A 24,190-nucleotide genomic window follows, 5' to 3' on the forward strand; every position below is an offset into this window, starting at 1 on the left:
GCCCCAGGGCCGTCTTGGGGCACTCGGCGGCCTCCGACAACTTTTTTTGTCTTGACAGTTTCGATCGTCGGGTGCCACTCTGGTCCGCATGACCACCACCGCGATCCGCCCCCGATCCCTCGCCCCTTCGACCACCCGCGGCCTGCTGACCTGCGGGATCCTCGCCGGGCCCGTCTTCGTCGTGACCGGCGTCGTCCAGGGCCTGACCCGCGCCGGCTTCGACTTCACGCGGCACCCCGCGAGCCTCCTGTCGAACGGCTCGCTCGGCTTCGTCCAGATCACGAACTTCCTGGTCACCGGCCTGCTGACGATCGCGGCGGCGGCCGGGATCCGGCGCGTCCTGCCCGGGCGGTGGGGGCCGAGACTCCTCACCGTCTACGGCGTCGGCCTGCTCTGCGCGGGCGTCTTCCGCGCCGACCCGCAGGACGGCTTCCCGGCCGGAACCCCCGCCGGCCCGCCCTCGTCGATCAGCTGGCACGGCACGCTGCACTTCGTCGCCGGTGGTGTCGGCTTCGCCGCCCTGGTCGCGGCCTGCTTCGCGATCGGCTCGCACCTCACGCTCGCGCGGGCCTGGTACTCGCGGATCAGCGGATTGCTGTTCCTCGCGGGCTTCGCGGGCGTAGCGTCCGGATCGACGAGCCCGGTCGTCACCCTCGGCTTCTGGGCAGCCGTGGTGATCGCCTTCGCGTGGCTCGCCGCCACGTCCGTCCAACTGCTGTCGCGAGGAGAGTCCCGATGAGCACGACGGTTTCGGCCGACGGCACGAAGATCGCCTACACCCGCGCCGGGTCCGGCCCCGCGCTCGTCCTCGTCGACGGCGCGATGTGCTACCGCGGCTCGTCCCCGAACGACGCGCTCGCGAAGGAGCTGGCCACGCGCTTCACCGTCTACACCTACGACCGCCGCGGCCGGGGCGAGAGCACCGACACCGGGCCGTACGCGGTCGAGCGCGAGGTCGAGGACCTCGCCGCGCTCGTCAAGGAAGCGGGCGGCGAGGTGTTCCTGTTCGGCATCTCGTCGGGCGCCGCGCTGGCGCTCGAAGCGGCGCGCAGCCTCCCGGTGACGAAGCTGGCGCTGTACGAGCCACCGTTCGTCGTCGACGACACCCGCCCGCGCGTCCCGGCCGACTATCCGGCGCGGCTCGACGCGGTGCTGGCCGCGGGAAAGCGCGGCCAGGCGGTGAAGATGTTCATGACCGAAGGCGTCGGCCTGAGCGGTGCGGTGGTGGCGACGATGCGGATCATGCCGTTCTGGGCCAAGCTCAAGCGCGTGGCCCACACGCTCCCGTACGACACGGCTTTGGTGGCCGACCACCAGTCGGGGGAACCCCTGCCCGCCGCGTGGCCCGAGGTGAAGGTCCCGGCCCTGGCGGTGGACGGCGGCCGCAGCCCGGCCTGGATGCGCAACGGCGTGTCGTCGCTGGCGAAGGTGCTGCCCTCGGCGGAGTACAAGACCCTGCCGGGCCAGACGCACATCGTGAAGGCCGCGGCGCTGGCCCCGGTCCTGACGGACTTCTACCTGAGCTGATGCGCATCCGGATCCTCGACGCCGACATCACCACCCTCGAGGTCGACGTCGTCGTCAACGCGGCCAACTCCTCGCTGCTGGGCGGCGGCGGGGTCGACGGGGCCATCCACCGCAAGGGTGGCCCCGAGATCCTCGCCGCGTGCCGGAAGCTGCGGGCCGGGCACTACGGGAAGGGCCTCAAGACCGGGCAGGCCGTCGCCACCACCGCCGGGAACCTGCCCGCGAACTGGGTCGTGCACACCGTCGGCCCCGTGTGGTCCGCGACCGAAGACCGCTCCGCGCTCCTCGCCGACTGCCACCGGAACTCCCTGGCCGTCGCCCGGGAGCTGGCCGCGAAGACCGTCGCCTTCCCGGCCATCTCCACCGGGATCTACCGGTGGCCGCTCGCATCGGCCGCCGCGATCGCCGTGGCCGCCGTGCGGGAGACCGGCGGGGCCGAGGAAGTGATCTTCGCACTGCGGGGGCAAGCCGCGATGGACGCGTTTCACAACTCCCTTGCCTGAACGATCACCGACCGGGCAGGGTGCAGACGTGCCCACCCGCGCCCTGGTCTTCGACTTCGACGGCACCCTCGCCGACACCGAGTCCGCCGTCCTGCAGTCGTGGCGGGAGCTGTTCCGGGAGCACGGGGTCGAGCTGCCGATGGCGGCCTGGTACGCCGTCATCGGCACGCAGCACACCACGCCCGCGATGTTCGCCCTGCTCGCCGAGCACGTCCCCGGCATCGACCCCGAGGCGCTGCGCCCCAAGAGCAAAGCCCGCGTCTTCCAGCTGCTCGAGAAGCTCGGCCCGCGTGACGGCGTCCGAAGCTACCTGGAGACGGCGAAAGACCACGGCCTCAAGCTGGCCGTCGCCTCCAGCTCGTCCGGGGCCTGGGTGAACCCGCACCTCGAACGGCTCGGCATCAACGGCTACTTCGACGCCGTCCTCACCGGGGACCTCCACAAGGCCAAGCCCGACCCGGACCTCTACCTCGCCGCGCTCGACGCCCTCGGAGCCGAAGCGGCGGACACGATCGCCTTCGAGGACACGCCCCACGGCGTCACCGCCGCCAAGGCCGCCGGGCTGACCTGCGTCGCCGTGCCGAACGCCATCACCGAGAGCCTCGACTTCGGCCAGGCCGACGTCGTGCTGCCGTCGTTCACCGCCAAGCCGCTCGAGGCCCTACTGACCCGCTAGCTCGAGCAGCCGGTCCAGGAACGGCAGCTGGCCCTTCACGAGCTTCTCGCGCGCGACGTCGAGCGAGAACCACTCGACCCGGTCGATCTCCGGAAACTCCTGCTGCTTGCCCGAGCGCGGCGGCCACTCCATGGAGAACGTCCCCGGCACCACCGAAGCCGGGTCGAGGTCGGCCTCGACCGCCCACGCCGTGACGGTCTTGCCCGACTGCTTCACCTCGCCCAGCGGGACGTACTCACCGGACGGCGCGGGCAGGCCCAGCTCCTCCTCGAACTCGCGCCGGGCCGCGTGCTCCGGCTCCTCGTCCGGGTCCAGCTCGCCCTTCGGCAGCGACCAGGCCGCCGCGTCCTTCTTCGCCCAGAACGGCCCGCCCATGTGCCCGAGCAGCACTTCGACGTCGTCGCCCCGCCCGCGGTGGAGCAGGAGCCCGGCACTGCGTTTGCCCGCCATCGACACAGTCTGCCGAAAACCCGTTCAAGATTTTTCCGCGGGGTTGTCGAACCGGGGAGAACCCACTCGACGCGTAGGCAGAAGGCAAGGAAGAACCCAGGGAAGGAACCCCGATGACCACCACGATCGCCCGCGAGACCCAGACCACCGCCACCAGGACCGCCCCGGCCAAGGGCGTCGTCATCGGCGCGAGCCGGATCGTGATCTCGTTCCTGTTCGGCTTCCACGGCTTGCAGGGATTCGGCTTCTTCGGTGGCGTCGACGGCCAGGGCGGCGGCGTCCCGTTCGGCTCGTTCCCCGGCTGGTGGGGCAGCGTCTTCGAACTCGTGGGCGCCTTGCTGCTGCTCGTCGGGCTCGCCAGCAGGCCGGCCGCGATCCTGCTCTCCGGTGTGATGGCCTTCGCCTACTTCACCGTGCACGCGCCGATGGGCCTGCTGCCGCTGCAGAACATGGGCGAGCCCGCCGCGGTCTACTCGTGGATCTTCCTGCTGTTCGCCGCGATCGGCCCGGGCCGCTTCGCCGTCGACACGCTGATCAAGCGGCGACGCGGCTGACGGGAAACGCGCGGTCCGATCAGTAGCCGCCCTGGGCGGCTGCCAGGTCGGACCGCGCCATCACGTGTTCCATCAGGCTGGTCAGCACCTGCTTCGTCGACTCCCGCTCGCGGGCGTCGCACAGCAGCAGCGGGACGTCCATGCCGACGTCGAGCGCCTGCCGGACCTCCTCGGTGCCGTAGCGGTACGCGCCGTCGAAGCAGTTCACGCCGACGACGAACGGCAGGTTGCGGCGCTCGAAGAAGTCGACGGCCGCGAAGCAGCTGTCCAGCCGGCGGGTGTCGGCCAGCACGACGGCGCCGAGCGCGCCCTCCGCCAGCTCGTCCCACATGAACCAGAACCGGTCCTGCCCCGGCGTGCCGAACAGGTACAGGATCAGGTCCGGGTTGATCGTGATGCGGCCGAAGTCGAGCGCGACCGTCGTGGTGGTCTTCTGCTCGACCCCCGAGAGGTCGTCGACGCCCTCGGACGCGGTCGTGATGACCTCTTCGGTCCGCAGCGGCGGCACTTCGCTCACCGAGCCGACCATCGTGGTCTTGCCGACCCCGAACCCGCCGGCGATGAGTACCTTGACCGCGGTCGCGGTCAGGTTCCGCCGGGGGTCAGAGTTTCCGGATGCCATCAAGGACCGCCTGCAATACGTGTCGGTTGGGGGATTCCTGAGCCGGTGCCGCGGTACGGAACAGCACCAGGTTCTGCTCGATGAGGTCGCTGAGCATCACCTTGACCACGGGCAGCGGCAGGTCGACGCGCGCGGCGACCTCCGCCACCGAGACCGGCCGCTGGCACAGGGCGATGATCCGCGCGTACTCCGGTTCGAGCATGCCCGCTTCGTGCGCGGTGCGCAGGGCGACCACGAGCGTGATGAGGTCGAGCCCGAGCGTGTCGGACCGGGTGCGGCCGCCCGTGACCGCGTAGGACCGGACCAGGGGGCCGGCCTCGTCGTCGAACCAGGCTTCGTGCCGTCCGCTCATGGCGACGTGGGCAGGACGCCGGCACCGGTCCGCGGGGCCGAGGTGAGCACCTGGCCGACGCGCTTCACCATCAGGTTCATCTCGTACGCGACCAGCCCCATGTCCGCGTCTTCGCGAGCCAGCAGGGCGAGGCAAGCGCCTCGGCCGGCCGCCGTCACGAACAGGAACGCGTGGTCCATCTCGACCATCGTCTGACGGACGTTGCCGCCGCCGAAGTGCCGTCCGGTCCCGCGCGCCAGGCTCTGGAACGCCGAGGCGACCGCCGAGAGGTGTTCGGCGTCCTCTTCGGAGAGGTTGCCCGACCTCCCGATGAGCAGGCCGTCCGAGGACAGGACCACGGCGCGGTCCGCCCCGGCGACCCGCTTGACGAGGTCGTCCAGCAGCCAGTCGAGCTCACTGACGCCTGAGTTGGCCATTACTCGCGCTCTCCGTACCTGTCGTCGTTCTCGGCTGGTTCTTCGTCACGGCCGCGGCGGGTGCCCTGCTGGAAGGCGGACAGCCGGCTGCGGGCGGCCTCCGGCGAATCCAGCCGGACCTCCTCCCGCTCCTGCGCGGCGGGCTTGTCTTCCCGCAACTGCGGAACGAGGCTCTGCTGACGTCGCCGCTGGGGCAGCGGCGGGCGGCCCGGGGCCTCCGGGCGACGCGGCTGCTCCGGTCGGCCTTGGGGCATCGCGGGCCGCGGCTCCGACGGCGGCCACACGGGCGGCTGCGCGGCCGGGCGGGCCGGACGCGACGTCCGCACCGGCGGCGCGGGCGGGCGCACCGCGGCGACCGCCGGCTGCGCCTGCGTCGGCTGGCTGACCGGCTCGGAGACGGCCCCGACGGGGACCGGCGTCGGCGCGGACGGCGGCTGCGCGGGGGACGGCGACGTCACCGGCATCGGCGGGGCGGCCGGGGCCGGGTCGGGCTGCGACACCGGCATCGGCGGCTCGGTCCGGTGGCGGGCCGGGCGGCGGACCGGCCGCCGCAGCGGCGCGACCTCGTCGTTCACCGGCTCCGGCTCGACCGGGTTCGGCACGAGCTCCGGCTTCGGCGGGGTGATCGGCTGCTCCGGCTCGGACTCCGCCAAGGGGGCCAGCAGGTCGGTGCGCACCAGCACGATGGCGCGGGTGCCGCCGTAGGCCGACTCCCGCAGGTGCACCTGGATGCCGTGGCGGGCGGCCAGCCGCGCGACCACGAACAGGCCCAGGCGGGGCTCGTCGGACAGCGCCATGATCCCGAAGTCCGGCGGGCTCGCCAGCATCGTGTTGATCTCGTCGGTCTGGTCCGGCTCGAGCCCGAGGCCCTGGTCCTCGACCTCGATCACGACGCCCTTGCCGACCACGTTGCCGCGCACCTCGACCCGCGACTGCGGCGGCGAGAACGACGTCGCGTTGTCGATCAGCTCGGCGAGCAGGTGCACGAGGTCGCCGACGACCGGGCCGCGGATGGCGATCTGCGGCAGCGCGGCCGTCTTGACCCGGGCGAAGTCCTCGGTCTCGGCGGACGCGCCGCGGACCAGCTCGGCCAGCCCGACCGGGTTGCGCCACTGCCGGCCCGGCTGCCCGCCACCGAGGATGATCAGGTTCTCGGCGTTGCGGCGGGCGCGCGTGGAGAGGTGGTCGAGCTGGAACAGGGTGTCCAGCTGCTCCGGGTCCTCCTGCTTGCGCTCGGCCTGGTCGAGCACCTTGAGCTGGCGGTGCACGATGACCTGGCTGCGGTGGGCGATGTTGAGGAACACCGCCTTGGTGCCCTCCTTGATCTTCGCCTCGTCGATGGCGGCCGCGATGGCGGTCTGCTGCGCCTTGTTGAACGCGTCGGCGACCTGGCCGATCTCGTCGGTGCCGTGGTCGAGGAAGTGCCCGCCCTCTTCGAGGTCGACGGGCTCGCCCGCCTGGACCCGGGCGACCAGCTCGGGCAGCCGCACCTCGGCCGCGTCGAGGGTGTCCTCGCGCAGCCGGTGCAGGCGGCCGATGAGCCGGTTCGACAGCCGGACGGCGACGAACACCACGAAGACCGCGAACAGGACCGCGATCACACCGGCGATCAGCGACTCGGTGAACGTCGAGTCGGCGTCGTTGATCGCGGCCTGGCTGGCGTTGGAGCTCTGCAGCACGAAGATGCCGGACAGGGCGTCGCCGACCAGCCGGGCGCTGGTGCGCCACTGGTCCTGCGCCACCGGCAGCTTCGACAGGTCACCGCGCAGGAACGCGGTTTCGACCTGGTTCACCGTCTGCCACGGCTGGCTGGCCAGCAGCTGGTCGTACTTCGCCTTGACGTCGGGGATCATCTTCGGCGCCGACGCGTCCAGCTGCGCGTGGTAGGCACCGACCTGCTCGACGTAGTTGCGGAAGTCGTCGCTGCTCAGTCCGCCCGCCGCGAGCCCGGCGGCGGCGAGTGCGTCACTGCGCTGCATCGACTCGGCCGCGGTGAACATCGGGATGGCGGTCAGCCGGTCGAACGCGTTCTGCGCGCCACGGGCGTTCTGCGCGAGCCCGGCCAGCCCGTCGGTGAACTGGTCGATGATCTTGTTGTAGAAGGTGTAGGCCTGGCCGATCTGGATCTGGCCGCTGTCGACCGCCTGCCGGGTCTGCGGGAGCTGCTGGAAGAGCCCGAAGAACGTGGCGATGTTCTTCTGCACGCTCGGCGGGGTGTCGTCGTAGCCCGCGAAGTTGTCCTTCAGGTACTCGATCGTCTTCGCGGCGTTCTGGTCCGTCTTCGGGCGGACGGCCGCGAGCACGGCGCGCTGGTTGCCCTGGCCCGCGAGGAGGCTCAGGGTCGCCTGGCGCTCTTGCTGCAGCGCGCCGAAGAAGGGGATCGACGGGGCTTCCGAGCCCCGGATCCGGTTGACGTAGTCACGGCCCGTGACGGCGTCGTAGATGAGGTAACCGGCGAGGGCCACACCCACGAGGAGCAAGGCCACACTGGGGATGAGCGCGATCGTGAGCACGCGCTTCCGAATCGAGGATCCCCGGTTGCGTCGAAGAGAAATCTGCTTCACCTGGGTCCGTATTCCTTCCGGCAGTACATGGTTTCGGGTCGCCCGAGGCGGTCAACACCCGGATTCCGACCAGCCGGATCAACATCACCGTGGTCTGCTTCGCCCGCGACGACGGTATGCAGCCCTTCAGGGCGCGTCAAGTCCGTGGCGAGAACGTGATCTTGAAACGGTGACCCGTCCACACTTGCTGCCTGCGCTTGGAAAGTCCACCACCGAAAGTCGTGACGTTCGTCCCAGCACTGTTTCCGTTCCGCCCCTTGGGTGCAGGCTCTTCGGTGGTGCGATCGACCCAAGCGCCGCGGCGGGGTCCGCTACGTACGTGAGCGCCGGATGGTTCGGTGAGAAAGGTCACGGGCCGGCGACGGCAGGCGGCAGCGCGCGCTTCGTCCGGGGTTTGCGGCTTCCCCAAAGCGGAATTGCACGGCATTCGCCGTCATCGCCACGGATTCCCCGGACGGCGAGCCGGAATTCCCCCCATTCCGCATGCGCGCTGGTTCGACCACTCCGCGTGGCACCTCGCGGAGGCCTGGAACCGGTTCCGCGGCGTCAGCCCCGGAACTCGGCGGCGAGGGTGTTCCAGAACTGCAGTTCGTAGCTCTGGAAGAGCCGGGCGTAGAGGTGGGCTTCGCGCTCGTCGAGCCGGCGCGCGTCGAGACCGGCCTGGATCGCGGCGAGTGCTTGTTCTTCAATTTCCGGAACGTCCGCGGCGAAGAAGTCGAAGAAGGCGCATTCGGCGTCGGTGAAGCCGTAGTGCCGGCGCATGCCGGCGGCGACGTCCGCGCAGTACCGGCCGAAGGCGGCGAAGTTCGCGTAGATCCCGGCCGCCGTCGCCGACGATTCGCCGTTCAGCGCGAGCCACGCGACGTAAGCGGGGTAGGCCTGGCAGCCCGCGCGCGGCCGTTCCTTGCCGTGGTCCGGACCAGTGGCCTCGAGCAACGCGTCGAGCATCCCGTTCGCCTGCTGCTCCCCCGGCGCGAGGCCGCCGAAGAAGGTGCGCGCGTTCGGCTCGTCGGCGCGGGCGGCGAGCGCGTGGAAGCTCCGCCAATCGGAAAGCGTGATCCGCTTCTCCTCCGCGGCGAGCGCGGCGAACACCGCGCGCGGCGCTCGGCCCGACGTGATCAACGGGACCAGCTCGTTGTCGTCGTCGCGCGGTGCGAGCTCCCGCTGGATCTCGTCGAGCAGTTTCCGGGCCGATCGCGTCATCGTTTCCCCCTCGAAGTCCTCACCCCATTGAAGCGCGGTTCGCGCACCGGCGCCCGTGTGCACTGTGGACGGTCGTGGGGAGCTGACCGCGAGAGGCCGTGTGAAGGGGGCGTTTGACGTGGCCGCGATTCTCTATCCACCCGGCGCGGGAGCCAATACAGTGTGGCTTTCCGCCGCTTTCGAGGAGGCCAGCGTTGACCACCCCGTCCGTCGCCGAGCAGACCGAGGGCCTGACGATCCCGCGGCTGCTGCACCGCAACGCGGTCGACTACCCGGACCTGCCGGCGATCACCTCGCTCGACCTCGAAGGAAAGCCGACGCTCAGCTGGCTGGAGTTCCGCACCGCGATCGCCGAGGTGTCCCGCGGCCTCGCCGGGCTCGGGCTCGCCGCGGGCGACCGCATGCTGATCATGGCGCCCGGCTGCCCGGACCACATCATCGCCGACCTCGCCGCGACGCACCTGTCCGCGATCCCCTGCACCGCCTACGCCACGCTCAGCCCGGACCAGATCCGGTTCGTCGCGCGGCACAGCGCGGCGCCGGTCGTCGTGCTCGGCGGCGAGTCCGAGCTGACGCGCTGGCAGCCGGTGCTCGAGGACCTCCCGGCGCTGCGCCACATCGTCGTCATGGACGCCGCGGCCATCCCGGACGGCGACGACCGGTTCCTCTCCTTCGCTTCCCTGCGGGAGCAGGGCCGGGAAGCGCTTGCCGCCGACCCGGACGTCTTCGAGCGGTCCTGGCAGGAGATCAAGCCGGACGACCCGCTGTCCATGATCTACACCTCCGGCACCACCGGCGACCCCAAGGGCGTCGTGCTGTCGCACCGCAACGCGATCCACCAGGCGTACGCGGTGACGGAGCTGCACCACCCGCCGATGCACGCGACGAACATCGCGTACCTGCCGCTCGCGCACATCGCCGAGCGGGAGCTGTCGATCTACCTGCCGATCGTGTGGGCCGGCCACGTGCACACGCTCGCCGACCCGTCCGGCGTCGTCGGCGCGCTCGGCCAGGTGCACCCGGAGAGCTTCTTCGGCGTCCCGCGCGTGTGGGAGAAGATGGTCGCCGGGCTCAAGAACATGCTCGGCGGCGTCCCGGAGGACCGGCGCACCGCGTTGCTGCAGGCGAACGAGCTGCTGCAGCAGGGCTACAAGCTGCGCAGCGCCGGGCAGCCGGTGCCGGCGGAGCTCGCCGAAAAGATCAAGCAGACCGACGAGGCCGCGCTCGCCCCGATCCGCTCGCTGCTGGGCCTGGACAAGGTGCTGGTCGCCTCCAGCGGCGCGGCCGCCCTGCCGGTGGAGATCATCTACTTCCTGGCCGGCCTCGGCCTCGAGATCTGCGAGGTCTGGGGCCTGTCGGAGACGACCGGCGCGGCGACGTCGAACTCCGGCTCGGACTTCCGGGCCGGGACGGTGGGCAAGCCGCTCGACGGCGTCGAGGTGAAGCTCGCCGAAGACGGCGAGCTGCTGGTGCGCGGCCCGATCGTCTTCCTCGGCTACCTGCAGGAGGACGGGACGATCGAGGACGCCACCGACGCCGACGGCTGGTACGCCACCGGCGACATCGGCACGATCGACGAAGACGGCTTCGTGACGATCACCGACCGCAAGAAGGAACTGATCATCACCTCGAGCGGCAAGAACATCGCGCCGACCCGCGTCGAAGGCCTGCTCAAGGAGCACCCGCTGATCGGCCAGGCGGTCGCGATCGGCGACGACCGGCCGTACGTGACGGCGCTGATCGTGCTCGACGACGAGATCGCGCCCGGCTGGGCCGCGGCGAACGGCGTCGAGGCGTCGCCGGACGAGCTGGCTTCGCACCCGGCGGTGCGGGCCGAGCTGGAACGCGCGGTCGAGTCGGCCAACAGCAGGCTGGCCCGGATCGAGCAGATCAAGCGCTACCACGTGCTGCCGAAGGCGTGGACACCCGAGTCCGGCGAGCTCACGCCGACGCTCAAGCTCAAGCGCCGGGTCATCAACGACCGCTACTCGACCGACATCGAGGCCCTCTACGCGGCCGTCCGCGACCCGGAGCCCGCCGCCGGGTCCTGATCGCGACCGCGGCTTTCACGTGAAGGCTCCGCCCCCAGGTGGCAGCCTTCACGTGAAGGCCGCGCCTCAGGCCGTGCGGGGCGAGGTCGAGTCCGTCCACTTGCGCAGCCGCGGCGGGACGCGCTTCTCCAGGCCGTAGTTCTCCAGGTGGGCCGAAAAGACCTCGTCGAACGCCTTCTGCACGGTCTCGGTGTCCCACACCGGGCGTTCGAGGATCGGCTGCTTGAGGAACGGCTGGCCCATGACGTGCAGCTGCGGGCCGTTGCACCGGATCATCTGGCCGGTGATGCCGTGCGAACCCTCGCCGAGCAGGAACAGCACGACCGGCGCGATCCGCGACGGCGTGCGGTCCGGCGGGCAGGCGCGCAGCGAGCGTTCGGACTTCCACACCATCCGCGTGTGCGCGAGCGGGCAGACGGCGTTGACGCGGATGCCGGCCTCCTCGAGGTCGAGCGCCCACGAGTAGGTCAGCGACGCGACCGCGCCCTTGCTCGCCGCGTAGACGCCGAGCTTGCGCTGCCCGAGCGACGCGCCCGAAGAGATGTTGACGATCGAGCCGCCGGTGCCGGCGCCGACCATCGCCTTGATCGCGGCCAGGCCCGTGTTCACCACGCCCATGACGTTGACCTGGACGAGCTCGGCCGCCTGCTCGGCGTCGTCCTCCCAGGGGAGCGCCTCGTAGTTCAGGCCGGCGTTGTTGACCAGCCCGTCGATCCCGCCGAACTCCTTGACGCACAGGTCGACGATCTCCTGGGCCTCGCCGGCCTCGGCCACGCTGTGCCCGCTGGCGACGGCGCGGCCGCCGTGCGCGCGGATGTTCTCCGCCGTGCGCTCGGCCAGGTCGACGTCGATGTCGTTGACGACCACCGCCCCGCCCGCGCGCGCGACGTGCACGGCGAACGCCTCGCCCAGGCCCCGGCCGGCACCGGTCACCACGACCGCCTTGCCCTGCATCAACCCGTCCATCGTCATCTCCCCGCTCTGCGCGCGCCGACGGCGGCGCGGTCCGCCCACCCCGGCCGGCTCTGCGTCCAGTCTTGGCCCATTCGGTCCAGTGGGGCAGCGTCGCGACGACGAGCGGCCGCCGCCCTGCGCCGAGCGAATCCGGTTCGATCAGTCCGGAGGTACCCGCGAGCCGGTCACTGCCCATCGCGGCCCCTCACCGTGCGGGTAACCCGATCGGCTCCGAAGCGGACGGTGACGCGCGTTCCGGGGACACCGGCGCGTAACCGGCGGCATACTGTCAGTGCTTCCGGGCGGTCAGCCGTGACTCCCCCGGACGGGGTCGTCACTGGCGAGGCACAATGCGGGCGATCCATATTCACTCGATCGGGGGACGGTGGTTACGAGGTGACGACACGCGCGACACCCCGGTTCCGGGCCGTACTGGCCAACCGGGAGTTCCGCGCGCTGTGGTTCGCCGAAACGCAGTCGATGCTCGGCGACCAGCTGACCATCGTCGCGCTGGCCATCCTGATCTTCGACCGGACCGGGTCGCCGCTGCTCTCGGCCGTCGTCTACTCGCTGACGTTCCTGCCCGCGCTCGCCGGCGGGCTCGGGTTGTCGCAGCTCGCGGACCGGTTCCCGCGGCGCGCGGTGCTGGTGACGGGCTCGCTCGCGCAGGCCGTGCTGATCGGGCTGATGGCCGTGCCCGGGATGCCGATGGGCTGGCTGTTCGTCCTCTTCGTCTTCGCCCGGCTGGCGAACGCGCCGGGCAACGCGGCGCAGAACGCGCTCGGCCGCGAGATCTTCGCCGACGACGACGTCTACCTGCAGAGCCAGGACCTGCGCGGGATCACGAACAACACGGCGATGCTGGCCGGCCTCGCCGCCGGCGGCCTGCTGGTGACCGGCATCGGCACGTCGTGGGCACTGGCGATCGACGCGGCGACGTTCCTGGTCGCCGCCGTCGCCGTGCGGCTGATGGTGCTGCGGCGAGCGGCCGCGGGGGACGGGGGCGCCCCGTGGTTCGGCGCCATCCGGCAGGTTTTCGGCGACGAACGGCTCCGCGTGCTGCTCTACCTGTCGTGGCTCGTCGGCCTCGCGGTGATCCCCGAGGGCCTCGCCGCGCCGCTCGCCGCACAGCTCGGCGCGGGTGACCAGGCGGTGGGCTGGCTGCTGGCGGCCGATCCGCTGGGCTTCGTCGTCGGGACGTTCCTGCTGTCGCGGTTCGTCTCGACGGAGCGCCGGCGCCGGCTGCTGGGGGTGCTGGCCGCGCTGCCGCTGGCCGCGCTGGCGGCGTTCGCGCTGCAGCCGAACCTGGCGTTCGCGCTGATCCTGCTCGCGCTGGCCGGCGCGACGGGCGCGTATGTCATCACGGTTTCGGCCACGTTCATCACGTGGGTGCCCAACGACATCCGGGGCAGTGCCGGTGGGCTCTACCGGACCGGGCTGCGCGTGGCCCAGGGCGTGGGCGTCGGCATCGGCGGGCTGGTGGCCCAATGGGTCGGTTCGGCGAACACGACGATCGCGCTCGCGGGGGCGGTGGGGCTGCTGCTGGCCGTTCCGGTCGCGTTGTCCTGGCGCCGGGCCGGCGGAGCGGAGCCGGGGCCACGGGCGTCATGAGCGGGGAACGGGATCTCCCGGCCGGGACGGATCAGAAGTCACGGTTGGCCATCGGGTGCCACCTCTCTGTGCAACCAAGATCATGAATGGCATTCACGAGCGTCTCGGGCGACAATTCGCGGGTGGTTCAGAAGTCGCGGTTGCGCATGGGGGCCACCTCCGTGCGGGGAGAGTCTCGCAGAACCTTTTGCGCCGCGTTCCCGGCAGTTCCTCCGGGTCCTCGGCAGGTCTGTTGCTGTGGGATGGTACCCGGCCGTGGAATGCGTGAACACTCTGCCAGGTACCGATGAGATTACTCAAGGCGGCGACTAGGCTGGAAAGGAGGTGACCAATTGCATCCAGGACCGGACGGCGACCCCGGCCAGCCGACGCGGCCGCCCGGGCCCGGCGAGGCCGGCGGCCCGGACGCGGCGGACCAGCGCGTGACCACGGACGAGTCGGCGACCACGACCGGTGGTCCGCTCGCGACCGCCCGGAGCGGCCACGCGTACCTGCCGCGCAACTGGGCGCTGTGGCGTCGCCGGCCGGTGCAGGTCGCGTTCATGCTCGGAGCCGAAGCCGTCGCCGTCGCGATTCTCGCGACCGCTTTCGCGCGCTCGCCGATTCCGTCCGGAAACGACTGGATCAATTTCGCCATTCTGGCGGCGGGTGCCACCGTGCACATTCAGCTGACCCAGCGCCAGGAAGAGCGCCGGCGCGACCGGACGAAAACGGTCCTGATCGACCTGACCGCCGTCTGGACGTTTTCCGCGGCGATGATCCTGCCGATTCCGCTCGTTTTGTTCGTGATCGCGGTGGTCCGGGCGCAGCACTGGTTCATCGCGCGCCGACCGGCCAACAACTTCGTTTTCTCGTCGATCACGCACGGCCTCGCGGGCACGCTCGCGCACGTCACGTACACGTCGCTCGGGCCCCACCTGCTCGGGCCGCCGGACTGGAGCGGCTTCCTCCGCGAGTTCGGCACGATCGTGCTCACCGGGGCCATCTACGAGGCCATCCAGATCGCGTACGTGGGCGGGGTCCTGCTGCTCGGATCCCCCGCCGGGCGCACGGTTCGTAACGTGCTCGGCAGCCCCGCCGACAACACGCTCGAAGCGATCACCATCGGCCTGGGCGCGGTGACCGCGATCCTGCTCGCCGCCGTGCCGCCGATGGTGGCGGTGATGGCCGTGGTCACCGTGGTCTTCAATCGCCTCGCGGAACTCGATCAGCTCCAGAACGACGTCCGGACGGACCCGAAAACCGGGATTCTCAACATGCGCGGCTGGTCGGAGTCGGCCGAGCGGGCACTGGAACGGACCGCACGATCGGGTGATCAACTGGCGCTGCTGATGGTCGATCTCGACCACTTCAAGTGGATTAACGACACCTATGGACATCCGGCGGGTGACGACGTGCTCCGCACGGTTGCGCAAACCCTCGACGAAGTGACGCGCCCGAGCGACTTGGTCGGCCGTTTCGGGGGTGAGGAATTCCTCATTCTGCTCCCGGACATCGACGAAGAGTCGACGTGGGACGCGGCCGAGCGCGTACGCGTGGCGATCGCCAAGCTGCACATAGTGACCACGGACAAACGCGGCGACCCGGCCACGATCGCCGACCGGACCACGTCGATCGGAGTGGCCCGCCACCCCCGCCACGGCGACACGCTGGAGCGCTTGCTGCAGTCCGCGGACGCGGCGGTGTACCTGGCGAAGGAGAACGGGCGGGACCAGGTGTGCTTCGCCCCGGATACCCCGGGAGGGGGACTCCCGGTCACGCCCCCAGCCGAACCGTGAGCGCGAGCTTCACCAGCACCTCGGCGGACGTCCCGGCGGCGGCCGGGTCGAGCCGCAGGCGCTCGCCGCGGTAGCCGGCCGACTCCAGTCGCAGCACGCGGGCGCCCGGTGCCGGGCGGGGATGGCACCAGTGGCGGACGACCCCGGTGCCGTCCGGGTCCTTGGCCAGGACGAGGTATTCGTGGCCGAGATCGTCACTGACCCGGCCGAGACCGTTCCACCACAGCGCGCGCAGGACGAGGCTCGCACCTTCGCGGACCAGCTCGGCGGGTGGATCGGCCCGGACGTCGACCCGGAACCCCCGCTCGCCGACCCGCACCGAACGGACTTCGAGGAAGCCACTGGACGGGCCGGCCTCGCAGCGATCCTCCGGCGAGCAGCTCGTCCCGCACCCGGCCGCCGGCGGATGGCCTGCCTCGCGATCCGCCCGCACACCCCCCGCCACACAGCCGGCGGCGCCGTCCCGCGCCGAGCCACTCGCCGCGCAACCGGCAGGGCCGCCTCCCGCCGAACCACTCGCACCACAACCGCCAGCACCGCCACGCGCCTCGCTACCCGCCCCAGAACCAGCGGCGCCGTCCCCCGCCGAGCCACTCGCCGCGCAACCAGCAGGGCCGCCTCCCGCCGAACCACCCGCCCCACAACCAGCAGCACCGCCCGAGCCACCCGCCCCAGAACCAGCGGCACAGCCCCGCGCCGAACCACCCGCACCACAACCGACCGCACCACCCCGCCTCAAGCCCGGCCCACAACCACTACCGACCCGCCACACCGGAACCTCCCGGCCCCCGTCCTCCGGTCGCGGCAGCAACGCGGCCACCACCAGCTCCGCCGCCCGCCGTCCATCCGCTCCGTCCGGGACCAGCGCGACCCCGCGCAGCTCGTCCGCGAGCAGCCGGGCACCCCCGGCCTCCGCCCAGCCCGAAGCCGCCGCGTGCAGGCCCGGCTCCGCCTTCAGCCGGTCGAGCAACCCGCCACGACGCCGACCGCTGAACCGAACCGCCCGGACCAGCCGAGCCGCCTCCGGAGACGGTGGGCCGAACAACCCCGTCATCGCGCGGTCGAGCGCCCGCAGCTGCGATCCCAGCACCACCCGCACCACCGCAGACGGACACCGGACAGCCAGCTCCGCAACCGGGCACTCCCGCAACGCGGAAGCGAGCACCCGCAGCTCGGCGGGGACCGGGCGCAACGCGGCTCCGGGCGCCAGCCGGCGCAACGCGCACACCGTGTTCTCCACCGGCACCGAACGTCCGTCGGGATCGGTCGCGTCCACCGCAACGCCTCCTGGTCCCCCGGACGCAGTCTGCGCCGCGCCCGCTCGTCGCGGAACGTAAGAACGGGCAGCCCTCCGCGCCACCCGATCGGGCAGGGCCCGGCTCGGGGGTTAGCCCCGTGTCGCCGCCGGGACGGGGCTGGCACCCTTGAACCCATGCCAGCCCCGACCGAGCCGTCTCGTGTCCGCCGACCCTGGTCGACGTCCGGCTGGCTGCTGCTGGTCCTCCTGGTCGTCTTCGCCTTCGGCCTGATCGCCTCGCGCCCGCCGGCCCCGCCGGACCAGGGCCCACCGACCGGCGACGTGCTCGCCGCGCAGAACGCCATCGAGGCGCTCGTCCACCCGGGCCCGCACCCCGACGCGCTCGCGCGGCTGCCGAAGGACTTCACCGCGCTCAGCGGCGTCACCCCCGGTGCGATGACGGCCCGCGACGGCACCGTCCGCGCCGTCCACGTCGACGGCGGCTGCTCGACGCCCTGGGGCGACGACAACACGAAGTGGGACTACGCCGTGCCGTGCAAGGCGCACGACCTCGGCTACGACCTCCTGCGCTACGCCGACCGCAAGGGCCACCCGCTCGGCCCCGAGGTCCGTGAAGCCCTCGACAACCAGCTGTCGCACGACATGCACCACGCCTGCGACCTCAACCCGATGAACTCGGCGGGGACCTGCCGGGTCGTCGCGTCCTTCTACTCGGCCGGCCTGGTCGTCAACTCGTGGCACCAGCGCTGGGGCCCTCCGGTCGGCGACCCGATCGGCCCGATGGTCGCCGGCGTGCTCGTGATCGCCTGCCTGCTGGTCTTCCGGCTGCGCGGCTGGCTGCGGGCCCGCCGCGAGCCGCGGCTGCCGGCGCCCGCCGCCACCCCCGCCGAAGTCACCCGGTGGGCGTTGCTCGGCGCGGGCGGGGTCGTCCTCCTGCTCCTCGGCGAGTCGGTGACGGCACTCGCGCACTGGGCCGGCGCGGCCGAGACGTCGCTCTGGCCGCTGACCTGGCTCGCCCAGCTCGCCCCGCTGATCTTCTTCGCCGGCGGCCACGCCAACGCGGCCGGCTGGCGCACCGAACAAGAGCACGGCGGCGGCTACCGCCACTTCCTCGCCGAGCGCGCCAGCCCGCTGCTGCGCCCGGCGCTGATCTTCGCCGTCGTCGCCCTCCTGACGCCACTCGCGCTCGAGCTCCTCGGCATCCCGGCGGGGACGACCGCGACGGTCATGCGGATCGCGCTGCACCCGCTGTGGCTGCTCGGGGTCTACCTGCTGACGATCGTCTGCGCGCCCCCGCTGCTGGCCCTGCACCGCCGCGCCCCGGTGAGCGCGGCGGCCGGGCTGCTCGCGCTGGTCGTCGCCGGCGAACTGGCCGCCGAGGCGACCGGTTCGCCCCTGCCCCGCTTCGCGGCGACGTTCGCTCTCGCGCTCCTCGCCCAGCAACTCGCCTTCGCGCACGCGGACGGCGTACGCCCGTCACGACGGCTGCTCGCCGCGGCCGCCGCGACCGGTGTCGCGGGCCTCGTCGTGGCGAGCGTCCTGCGGGACGGGCCGCCCGTCCTGCTCGGCAGCCCGGGCGCCCCGGCGGCGTTCTCGGCGCCGCCGTGGGGCGTGCTGCTGCTCGGACTGGTCCAGCTCGGCGTGCTCGGGCTCCTGGCCGGCCCGCTGGGCAGGCTCGGCGACCGGCCGCGCGTCGCCGCCGCGTCCCGGTTCGTCGTGCGCGCGCCGATGAGCCTCTACCTGGCGTTCCTCGCCGGGATGCTGCTGCTCGTGTCCGTCGTGTACCTGCCCGGCCGGATCGCCGACGGGCTGACCTGGCTGGTCCGGCCGCGCACGCTGGTCGCGGTCGGGCTGCTCGCGGTGCCCGCGACCCTGGTCTTCTGGTGGTTCGAGCGGCACGGCCACCACGGACGGCGGCCCCGCGCGGCCGAGCTCCCCGGCCGCCGGACCGTCGTGCTGACCAGGGCCGCGGCCGGGTTCGGCATCGGCTACGCGACGCTCGGGGTGTTCGGCTTCGCGCTCACCCGCTTCGGCGGGGTGGCCGCCGACGCCGACCTGCTGGGCCTGCGGCTCGACCCGATCCAGAGCCTGGTGCACCTGCTGCTCGGGGTGCTCCTGCTGCACACGATCCGGCTCGGGGCGGGCGCGGCGACCGGCACCTGGCTCACCACGGCACTCGCCTGCGCGCCCTCGCTCCTGTTCGCCGACGGCGGCGGCACGTCCGAGCTCCTCGGCGTCACGCTGCACGCGGCGACGGCCGGGTTCGCCCTGCTCGCGACGGCGGGCACTCTGCTGCCGGCTCGCAGACCGGCGAACGCGACGTCCTGACCAGGCGAAACCGGCTGACGTGCGGGAAACTGGGTGGTGCATGCCACATTCACAGGGGGATGTGTAACGCTACGGCAACCAGGTGAAGGCACCATGCGTCCATCCTCTGGCAGTACCGATCGAAGCAGTGAGGAGTCGCCCGCGTGGATCACCCGCCTCGGAACGGGCAAGGCGACCGCCGCCCCGCCCGGCCCCGGCAGGAAGAGCCAGGCCGGCGCACCGCACCGCCGCGCCGCCCGGCGCCCCGCCGCGAGCCGGTGGACGCGCGCCGCACGGCTCCGCCGCCTCGCCGTCCCCAGCCGCGGCCGGCCCCGCGGGCCCGCCACAACTCCTTCCGCGGCGCGAAGATCGCGCTGGCCGTTGTGTCACTGCTGGTCATGGGCCTGACGGGGTACGCGTGGGCCGCCATGCAGGGCCTGGTCAACGGGCTGAACTACGCGAACGTGATCAGCGACGGCGGCGGGGGCGACAAGCCCGCCGACGGCGCCCGCGACATCCTGCTCGTCGGCCTCGACAGCCGCACCGACGCCCAGGGCAACCCGCTCTCGCGCGAGGTGCTCGACGAGCTGCGCGCGGGCGACTCCGACGGCGAGCTCAACACCGACTCGCTGATCTTCGTGCACATCCCGAACGACGGCAGCAAGGCCGTCGCGATGTCGCTGCCGCGCGACTCCTACGTCGACATCCCCGGCTACGGCAAGCACAAGATCAACTCCGCCTACGCCAGGGCGATGCTGCAGGCCCGCAAGGACCTGCAGAAGCAGGGCGTCACCGACCCGAAGGAGCTCGACGTCAAGGCCAACCAGGCCGGGGCGAAGGAGCTCATCGAGACCATCGAGAAGCTCACCGGGTCGACCATCGACAACTACGCCGCGGTCAACCTGCTCGGCTTCAGCGACATCACGAAGGCCATCGGCGGCGTCGACGTCTGCCTCAACAACAACGTCAAGGACCAGTACTCCGGCGCGAACTTCACCAAGGGCCAGCACACGATCTCCGGCGTCGAGGCGCTCGAGTTCGTCCGGCAGCGCCACGGCCTGCCCAACGGCGACCTCGACCGGGTCGTCCGCCAGCAGGTGTTCATGGCCGGCATGGCCCGCAAAGTGCTCTCGGCGGGCACGCTAACCAACCCGGGCAAGCTGTCCGACCTGATCGACGCCATCAAGAAGTCGGTCGTGCTCAACCAGAACTGGGACATCTTCGGGTTCGCCCAGCAGATGAAGGGCCTGACCGGCGGCCAGCTCGAGTTCCGCACCATCCCGGTGAAGAACGTCGAGTACAAGACCCCCGAAGACGGCACGGCCATCCAGGTCGACCCGGCCGAGGTGAAGCAGTTCGTCCAGAGCCTCGCCGGGCCGCAGCCGGGCCAGACGGCGCCGCCGGCGAACCAGGCCGACCCCGCGAACAAGGCGACCACGGTCGACGTCCGCAACGCCTCCGGCAAGACCGGCCTGGCCGCGAGCGTCGCCAAGACCCTCGACGCCAAGGGCTTCACCTCCGGCGACACGGCGAACGCGACCGCGCGCAAGACCACGGTCATCTGGGTCCCCAAGGGCGGCAAGGACAAGGGCCAGGCCGTCGCGGACGCGCTCGGCGGCTCGCCGACGATCCAGGAGGACAAGAGCGTCTCGGCCGGCCACGTGATGGTGTTCCTGGGCTCGGACTACCAGGGCACGGCCTCCGACGCGAGCGCCGGTTCCGGCGCCGCCGCGGGCTCGTCGTCCCAGGCCCCGGCCCCGCCGCCGGTCGCCGACGAGGACAAGCCGATCACCGCCGAAGGCGTCCCCTGCGTCAACTGACGGCGCCCCGGTCCGACTGTCCATCAGGGACACTGCGATCGGTTTAGTGTTCTGCAGACTGCAATTTGCAGGCATGGCCACCTGCCGTTAACCCGTTCGGCCTAACTCGCGCAATCGGTATCAAAGACATGCCCGGAATCGCGTAAGGGCCGGGGGCCTGCGCACTTACATACATGTGAGGGTGCACCTGCACGGGAATCTTGTCACCACCGTGCGAGTGCCGCGGGAGAGCACGGCAGGGGACATTGATGTGCTGATCGACGCTGAGGACTATCAGCGGATTCTCGGAGACGAGCTCCGCAAGCTCAGGCGCAGCCGAGGGTGGACGCGCAAGGAGCTGAACCAGCACCTGCAGAGCGAGATTTCGCTGCAGACGCTGGCCACCTACGAACTGGGCACCAGACAGTGCTCGGTGGTGCGCCTGGTCGAGCTGTGCGTCGCGATGGACGAGCTGCCCCAGGACCTGCTGGCCAAGGTGCACCGCCGGGTGTTCGTCGACGAGCCCGGCCGGGTCCGCGTCGACCTGCGCAAGGTCGTCGCCGACGCGTCGGACGAGCTGTTGCCGTTGCGCCGCTGGGCCGAGGACCGCCTGCGCCAGTCCGGCGAGCACGGGGGCGCCGAGGTCGCGCTCGACCTGCCGGCGCTGGAGCGCATGGCCGAGCTGTGCGGGCTGCCGACGGTGGACCTGATCGGCCGCCTCCGCCGCTACGTCTCCCGCTGATCCGCGGCGGTCCCCACCGGCCTCCTCCGCCGGTGGGGACCGCCCGGTCAGCCGACGAGGAAGTCCTCGCGCCGCACCTTGCGCGTGTCCAGCCAGTACCGCCAGGTGAAGCCCGGCCAGATCGTCCGGTTGACGCCCTTCGCGTCCAGGTACCAGCTCTTGCAGCCGCCGCGCGTCCAGATACCCTTCGCCAGCTTGCGCTGGATCGAGGTGTTGAACCGTTCCTGCACCTCGGGCTTCGGCTCGATCGCCTTGCCGCGGGCCAGCCGCAGCGCTTCGGCGACGTAGGAGATCTGGGCCTCGATCATGAACACGACGGAGTTGTGCCCGAGGCCGGTGTTCGGGCCGAGCAGGAAGAACAGGTTCGGGAAGCCGGCGACGGTGATCCCGAGGTGCGTCCGCATCCCCTCGGTCGCCCACTCCTTGCCCAGGTTGCGCCCGTCGCGCCCGACGATCTCCAGGTCGTCGAAGGCGTCGGTGACGTGGAAGCCGGTGCCGTAGACGATGACGTCGGCCTCGTGCTCGACGCCCGCCGCGTCGACGACGCTGTGCTCGCGGACCTCCTTCACGCCGTCGGTGACGACGTCGACGTTGTCCCGGGCCAGCGCCGGGTAGTAGTCGTTGGAGATGAGCACGCGCTTGCAGCCCATGGTGTAGTCCGGGGTGACCTTGCGCCGCAGCGCCGGGTCGGTGATCGCGCGGTCGATGTTGCGCTTGGCCAGGCGCTGCCCGAGCTTCATCACCCACGACTGTCCGTTGAAGCCGATGGCGCGCGCTTCGAGCATCCAGTAGAGCAGGTTCCGGTAGGCGCGCTGGGCCGGCGGGAACGCCTTGAACAGGGCGCGCGTGCGCCCGGACATCTCGTGGTCGGCCTTCGGCATGATCCACGGCGGGGTGCGCTGGAACAGCGTCAGCTCCCCCACCTCGGGCGCGATCTTCGGCACGAACTGCACCGCGCTGGCGCCGGTGCCGACGACGGCGACCTTCTTGCCCTTCAGGTCGACGTCGTGGCGCCACCGCGCGGAGTGGTAGGCCGGGCCCTCGAAGTTCTCGATGCCGGGCAGCTCCGGGATCATCGGCAGGTGCAGCGCCCCGACCCCCGCGACCAGCGCACCCGCCACGAGCTCGTCGCCGCCCCTCGTGGCGACGTGCCAGCGGTTCTCGTCGGCGTCCCAGCGGGCGCCGGTCATCTCCTGGCCGAAGTGGACGAAGCGGCGCAGGTCGTGCTTGTCGGCCACCTCGCGCATGTACCGCCAGATCTCCGGCTGCGGCGAGTACGCCCGCGACCAGCCCGGGTTCTGCTCGAAGGAGAACGAGTACATGTGCGACGGGATGTCGCAGGCACACCCGGGGTAGCTGTTGTCCCGCCAGGTGCCGCCGACGTCGTGCGCCTTTTCGAGGATGACGAAGTCGTCGCGCCCCTCCTTGCGCAGCTGGATCGCCATGCCGAGACCGGAGAACCCGGTCCCGACGATCACGACCCCGGTCTCCGTGCGGTTGCCCATCGCGCCTCCCGGTTTACTGTTACTCGTCGTCCAGCTTACTCAGAGTAGGTTACTACCGGTAGAGTGTCGCCCGTGACCACCGCGAAGCGCAAGCGCATGCCCCGGGCCGAGCGGATGCGGCAGATGGTCGAGGTCGCCGAGCAGGTGTTTTCGGCGCGCGGCTACGCGGCGGCGTCCATGGACGAGATCGCCGAGCTGGTGGGCGTCTCCAAGCCGATGCTCTACGAGTACTTCAACTCGAAGGAAGGCCTGCTGCTCGCCTGCATCCGCGAGTCGCGGTCGATCCTGCGCGAGGTTACCGAGCAGGCGACGGTCGGCGCGGCGACCGCCGAGGACGCCCTGCGCCGCGGCCTGCTGGCCTTCTTCGTCTTCATCCGGGAACGGCGCCAGGCGTGGTCACTGCTGCGCCACGAGATGGCCCTGATCGGCACGCCGGCCGCCGACGAGGTCGAGGAGACCCGCCGCCAGCAGACCGACCTCATCGCCGCCCTGATGAGCGGCTACTTCGACAGCGGCGACGACCTCCGAGCCGAAGCGGCCGCGGAATTCGTGGTCGGAGCGTGCGAACGGCTCGCGATCTGGTGCGAACGACACGATGAGGTGAGCCCCCAGCTGGCCACCGAATACGCCATGGACGTGCTGTGGAGCGGCCTCCAGCGCCGTGCACGGTAACCTGCGCGTGCATTAGGCCATTCGGTCGTTACTCAGCGCTGTCGTGTCGTGTGACACAGAGTTGCTCTACGGTACTCAAGACACGGTAGAAAGTGTGCTGGACCTTCACGACCGAGAGGGGGCGCGGACAAAGTGACCAAGAACCAGCGTCATGGAATCGCTACGACCGCGTCACGGTTGTGTAAGGCATCGAGAGGGGCGTGAGGCAGATGGTGGAAGCGATCACGGCGACGTACGTCCAAGAGGACGCCGACTGGGCGATCACGGTCAGCGGCCGCGGCAAGGAGCTGACCGCCCGCGCACCCGGCATCATCGCCGCGCGCGACCGGGCCGACCAGCTCGTCGAGGAACTCGGTGGCGACGGGAAGAACACCGTCGTCCACCTGCTCAACGGCAGCGCACTGGACTTCACCCAGGCGTACATGACCGCGCGGCTGACACTCCCGAAACAGGCACCACTCGAGATCCCGCCGCCCGGCAGCGTGCCCAAGCAGCAGACCACCGAGAAGACCCCGGAAGCCGCGGCCCCCGAGAAGAAGCCGCAGCTGCCGCCGAGCAAGCAACTCCCGAAAGCAGTCGAGGAGAGCAAGCCGGCGGCCGAGCCGGCCCCCGCCACCGAGAAAGCAGCCGAGGCCCGCGCCTGAGC

General features: G+C 71.3%; 22 protein-coding genes. 13 read left to right on the forward strand and 9 right to left on the reverse strand.

The window, feature by feature from the left end:
- Positions 1 to 88: 88 nt before the first annotated feature.
- From ABZ342_RS28235 to ABZ342_RS28250, 4 genes are read left to right on the forward strand one after another with little or no spacing between them, the layout of a single operon-like run.
- A complete protein-coding gene (locus tag ABZ342_RS28235; RefSeq protein WP_360478978.1) occupies positions 89 to 739 on the forward strand; it encodes a DUF998 domain-containing protein in 651 nt (216 codons plus the stop codon).
- Entirely contained in the window at positions 736 to 1,527 is a 792-nt protein-coding gene (locus ABZ342_RS28240; protein ID WP_360478981.1) for an alpha/beta hydrolase, read from the forward strand. The genes ABZ342_RS28235 and ABZ342_RS28240 overlap by 4 nt, the downstream gene beginning before the upstream one ends.
- Positions 1,527 to 2,030, forward strand: a complete 504-nt coding sequence (locus ABZ342_RS28245) for an O-acetyl-ADP-ribose deacetylase (RefSeq protein ID WP_360478984.1) — start codon at positions 1,527 to 1,529, stop codon at positions 2,028 to 2,030. Before ABZ342_RS28240 ends, ABZ342_RS28245 begins: the two co-directional genes overlap by 1 nt.
- Positions 2,031 to 2,058: 28 nt before the next feature.
- Positions 2,059 to 2,706, forward strand: a complete 648-nt coding sequence (locus tag ABZ342_RS28250) for an HAD family hydrolase (RefSeq protein ID WP_155541364.1) — start codon at positions 2,059 to 2,061, stop codon at positions 2,704 to 2,706.
- On the opposite strand, the gene ABZ342_RS28255 is transcribed toward ABZ342_RS28250, so the two are convergent.
- Positions 2,692 to 3,156 carry an NUDIX domain-containing protein gene (locus tag ABZ342_RS28255; RefSeq protein WP_155541363.1) on the reverse strand — a complete coding sequence of 155 codons (465 nt, stop codon included), beginning with the start codon at positions 3,154 to 3,156 and terminating at the stop codon, positions 2,692 to 2,694. The two genes, ABZ342_RS28250 and ABZ342_RS28255, sit on opposite strands and share 15 nt — an antisense overlap.
- 113 nt (positions 3,157 to 3,269) lie before the next feature.
- Here ABZ342_RS28255 and ABZ342_RS28260 point away from each other — a divergent pair, with 113 nt between their 5' ends.
- Complete coding sequence (locus tag ABZ342_RS28260; RefSeq protein ID WP_360478989.1) at positions 3,270 to 3,710, forward strand: DoxX family protein; 441 nt, start codon at positions 3,270 to 3,272, stop codon at positions 3,708 to 3,710.
- Between the two features lie 19 nt (positions 3,711 to 3,729).
- Here the strand turns inward: ABZ342_RS28260 and ABZ342_RS28265 are convergent, their stop codons facing one another.
- From ABZ342_RS28265 to ABZ342_RS28285, 5 genes are all read right to left on the reverse strand, one after another.
- A complete protein-coding gene (locus tag ABZ342_RS28265) occupies positions 3,730 to 4,332 on the reverse strand; it encodes an ATP/GTP-binding protein (RefSeq protein WP_004561734.1) in 603 nt (200 codons plus the stop codon).
- Positions 4,313 to 4,684, reverse strand: a complete 372-nt coding sequence (locus tag ABZ342_RS28270; RefSeq protein WP_155541361.1) for a DUF742 domain-containing protein — start codon at positions 4,682 to 4,684, stop codon at positions 4,313 to 4,315. The genes ABZ342_RS28265 and ABZ342_RS28270 overlap by 20 nt, the downstream gene beginning before the upstream one ends.
- Positions 4,681 to 5,100, reverse strand: a complete 420-nt coding sequence (locus tag ABZ342_RS28275) for a roadblock/LC7 domain-containing protein (protein ID WP_284745731.1) — start codon at positions 5,098 to 5,100, stop codon at positions 4,681 to 4,683. Before ABZ342_RS28275 ends, ABZ342_RS28270 begins: the two co-directional genes overlap by 4 nt.
- Entirely contained in the window at positions 5,100 to 7,613 is a 2,514-nt protein-coding gene (locus ABZ342_RS28280) for an ATP-binding protein (RefSeq protein WP_155541359.1), read from the reverse strand. Before ABZ342_RS28280 ends, ABZ342_RS28275 begins: the two co-directional genes overlap by 1 nt.
- A gap of 597 nt (positions 7,614 to 8,210) precedes the next feature.
- Positions 8,211 to 8,867, reverse strand: coding sequence for a transcriptional regulator (locus tag ABZ342_RS28285; protein WP_360478994.1), 657 nt, complete (start codon positions 8,865 to 8,867; stop codon positions 8,211 to 8,213).
- A 194-nt stretch (positions 8,868 to 9,061) separates the two neighbouring features.
- Between ABZ342_RS28285 and ABZ342_RS28290 the strand changes: the two genes are divergently transcribed.
- Positions 9,062 to 10,918 carry an AMP-dependent synthetase/ligase gene (locus ABZ342_RS28290; RefSeq protein WP_360478997.1) on the forward strand — a complete coding sequence of 619 codons (1,857 nt, stop codon included), beginning with the start codon at positions 9,062 to 9,064 and terminating at the stop codon, positions 10,916 to 10,918.
- A gap of 66 nt (positions 10,919 to 10,984) precedes the next feature.
- Here ABZ342_RS28290 and ABZ342_RS28295 read toward each other — a convergent pair whose 3' ends face one another.
- A complete protein-coding gene (locus ABZ342_RS28295) occupies positions 10,985 to 11,884 on the reverse strand; it encodes an SDR family oxidoreductase (protein WP_155541356.1) in 900 nt (299 codons plus the stop codon).
- A 384-nt stretch (positions 11,885 to 12,268) separates the two neighbouring features.
- On the opposite strand from ABZ342_RS28295, the gene ABZ342_RS28300 reads away from it, so the two are divergent.
- Entirely contained in the window at positions 12,269 to 13,483 is a 1,215-nt protein-coding gene (locus ABZ342_RS28300; protein ID WP_360479000.1) for an MFS transporter, read from the forward strand.
- 542 nt (positions 13,484 to 14,025) lie between these two features.
- A complete protein-coding gene (locus tag ABZ342_RS28305) occupies positions 14,026 to 15,261 on the forward strand; it encodes a GGDEF domain-containing protein (RefSeq protein WP_230862339.1) in 1,236 nt (411 codons plus the stop codon).
- Here ABZ342_RS28305 and ABZ342_RS28310 read toward each other — a convergent pair.
- Positions 15,239 to 15,580 (reverse strand): hypothetical protein, encoded by a 342-nt coding sequence (locus ABZ342_RS28310; RefSeq protein ID WP_360479003.1) that lies wholly within the window; start codon positions 15,578 to 15,580, stop codon positions 15,239 to 15,241. The two genes, ABZ342_RS28305 and ABZ342_RS28310, sit on opposite strands and share 23 nt — an antisense overlap.
- 1,113 nt (positions 15,581 to 16,693) lie before the next feature.
- On the opposite strand from ABZ342_RS28310, the gene ABZ342_RS28315 reads away from it, so the two are divergent.
- From ABZ342_RS28315 to ABZ342_RS28325, 3 genes are all read left to right on the forward strand, one after another.
- A complete protein-coding gene (locus ABZ342_RS28315) occupies positions 16,694 to 18,847 on the forward strand; it encodes a phospholipase A2 (protein WP_360479006.1) in 2,154 nt (717 codons plus the stop codon).
- 377 nt (positions 18,848 to 19,224) lie between these two features.
- Entirely contained in the window at positions 19,225 to 20,646 is a 1,422-nt protein-coding gene (locus ABZ342_RS28320) for an LCP family protein (RefSeq protein ID WP_196425411.1), read from the forward strand.
- A gap of 250 nt (positions 20,647 to 20,896) precedes the next feature.
- Complete coding sequence (locus tag ABZ342_RS28325; RefSeq protein ID WP_155541352.1) at positions 20,897 to 21,367, forward strand: helix-turn-helix domain-containing protein; 471 nt, start codon at positions 20,897 to 20,899, stop codon at positions 21,365 to 21,367.
- A 47-nt stretch (positions 21,368 to 21,414) separates the two neighbouring features.
- Here ABZ342_RS28325 and ABZ342_RS28330 read toward each other — a convergent pair whose 3' ends face one another.
- A complete protein-coding gene (locus ABZ342_RS28330; protein ID WP_360479010.1) occupies positions 21,415 to 22,872 on the reverse strand; it encodes an NAD(P)/FAD-dependent oxidoreductase in 1,458 nt (485 codons plus the stop codon).
- 114 nt (positions 22,873 to 22,986) lie between these two features.
- Between ABZ342_RS28330 and ABZ342_RS28335 the strand changes: the two genes are divergently transcribed.
- Both ABZ342_RS28335 and ABZ342_RS28340 read left to right on the forward strand, forming a co-directional pair.
- Positions 22,987 to 23,544, forward strand: a complete 558-nt coding sequence (locus ABZ342_RS28335; RefSeq protein WP_360479158.1) for a helix-turn-helix domain-containing protein — start codon at positions 22,987 to 22,989, stop codon at positions 23,542 to 23,544.
- Positions 23,545 to 23,753: 209 nt separating this feature from the next.
- Positions 23,754 to 24,188 (forward strand): hypothetical protein, encoded by a 435-nt coding sequence (locus ABZ342_RS28340; protein ID WP_196425409.1) that lies wholly within the window; start codon positions 23,754 to 23,756, stop codon positions 24,186 to 24,188.
- Positions 24,189 to 24,190: the final 2 nt, after the last annotated feature.

The organism is Amycolatopsis sp. NPDC005961, from assembly GCF_040629235.1.
Lineage (GTDB): Bacteria > Actinomycetota > Actinomycetes > Mycobacteriales > Pseudonocardiaceae > Amycolatopsis > Amycolatopsis camponoti.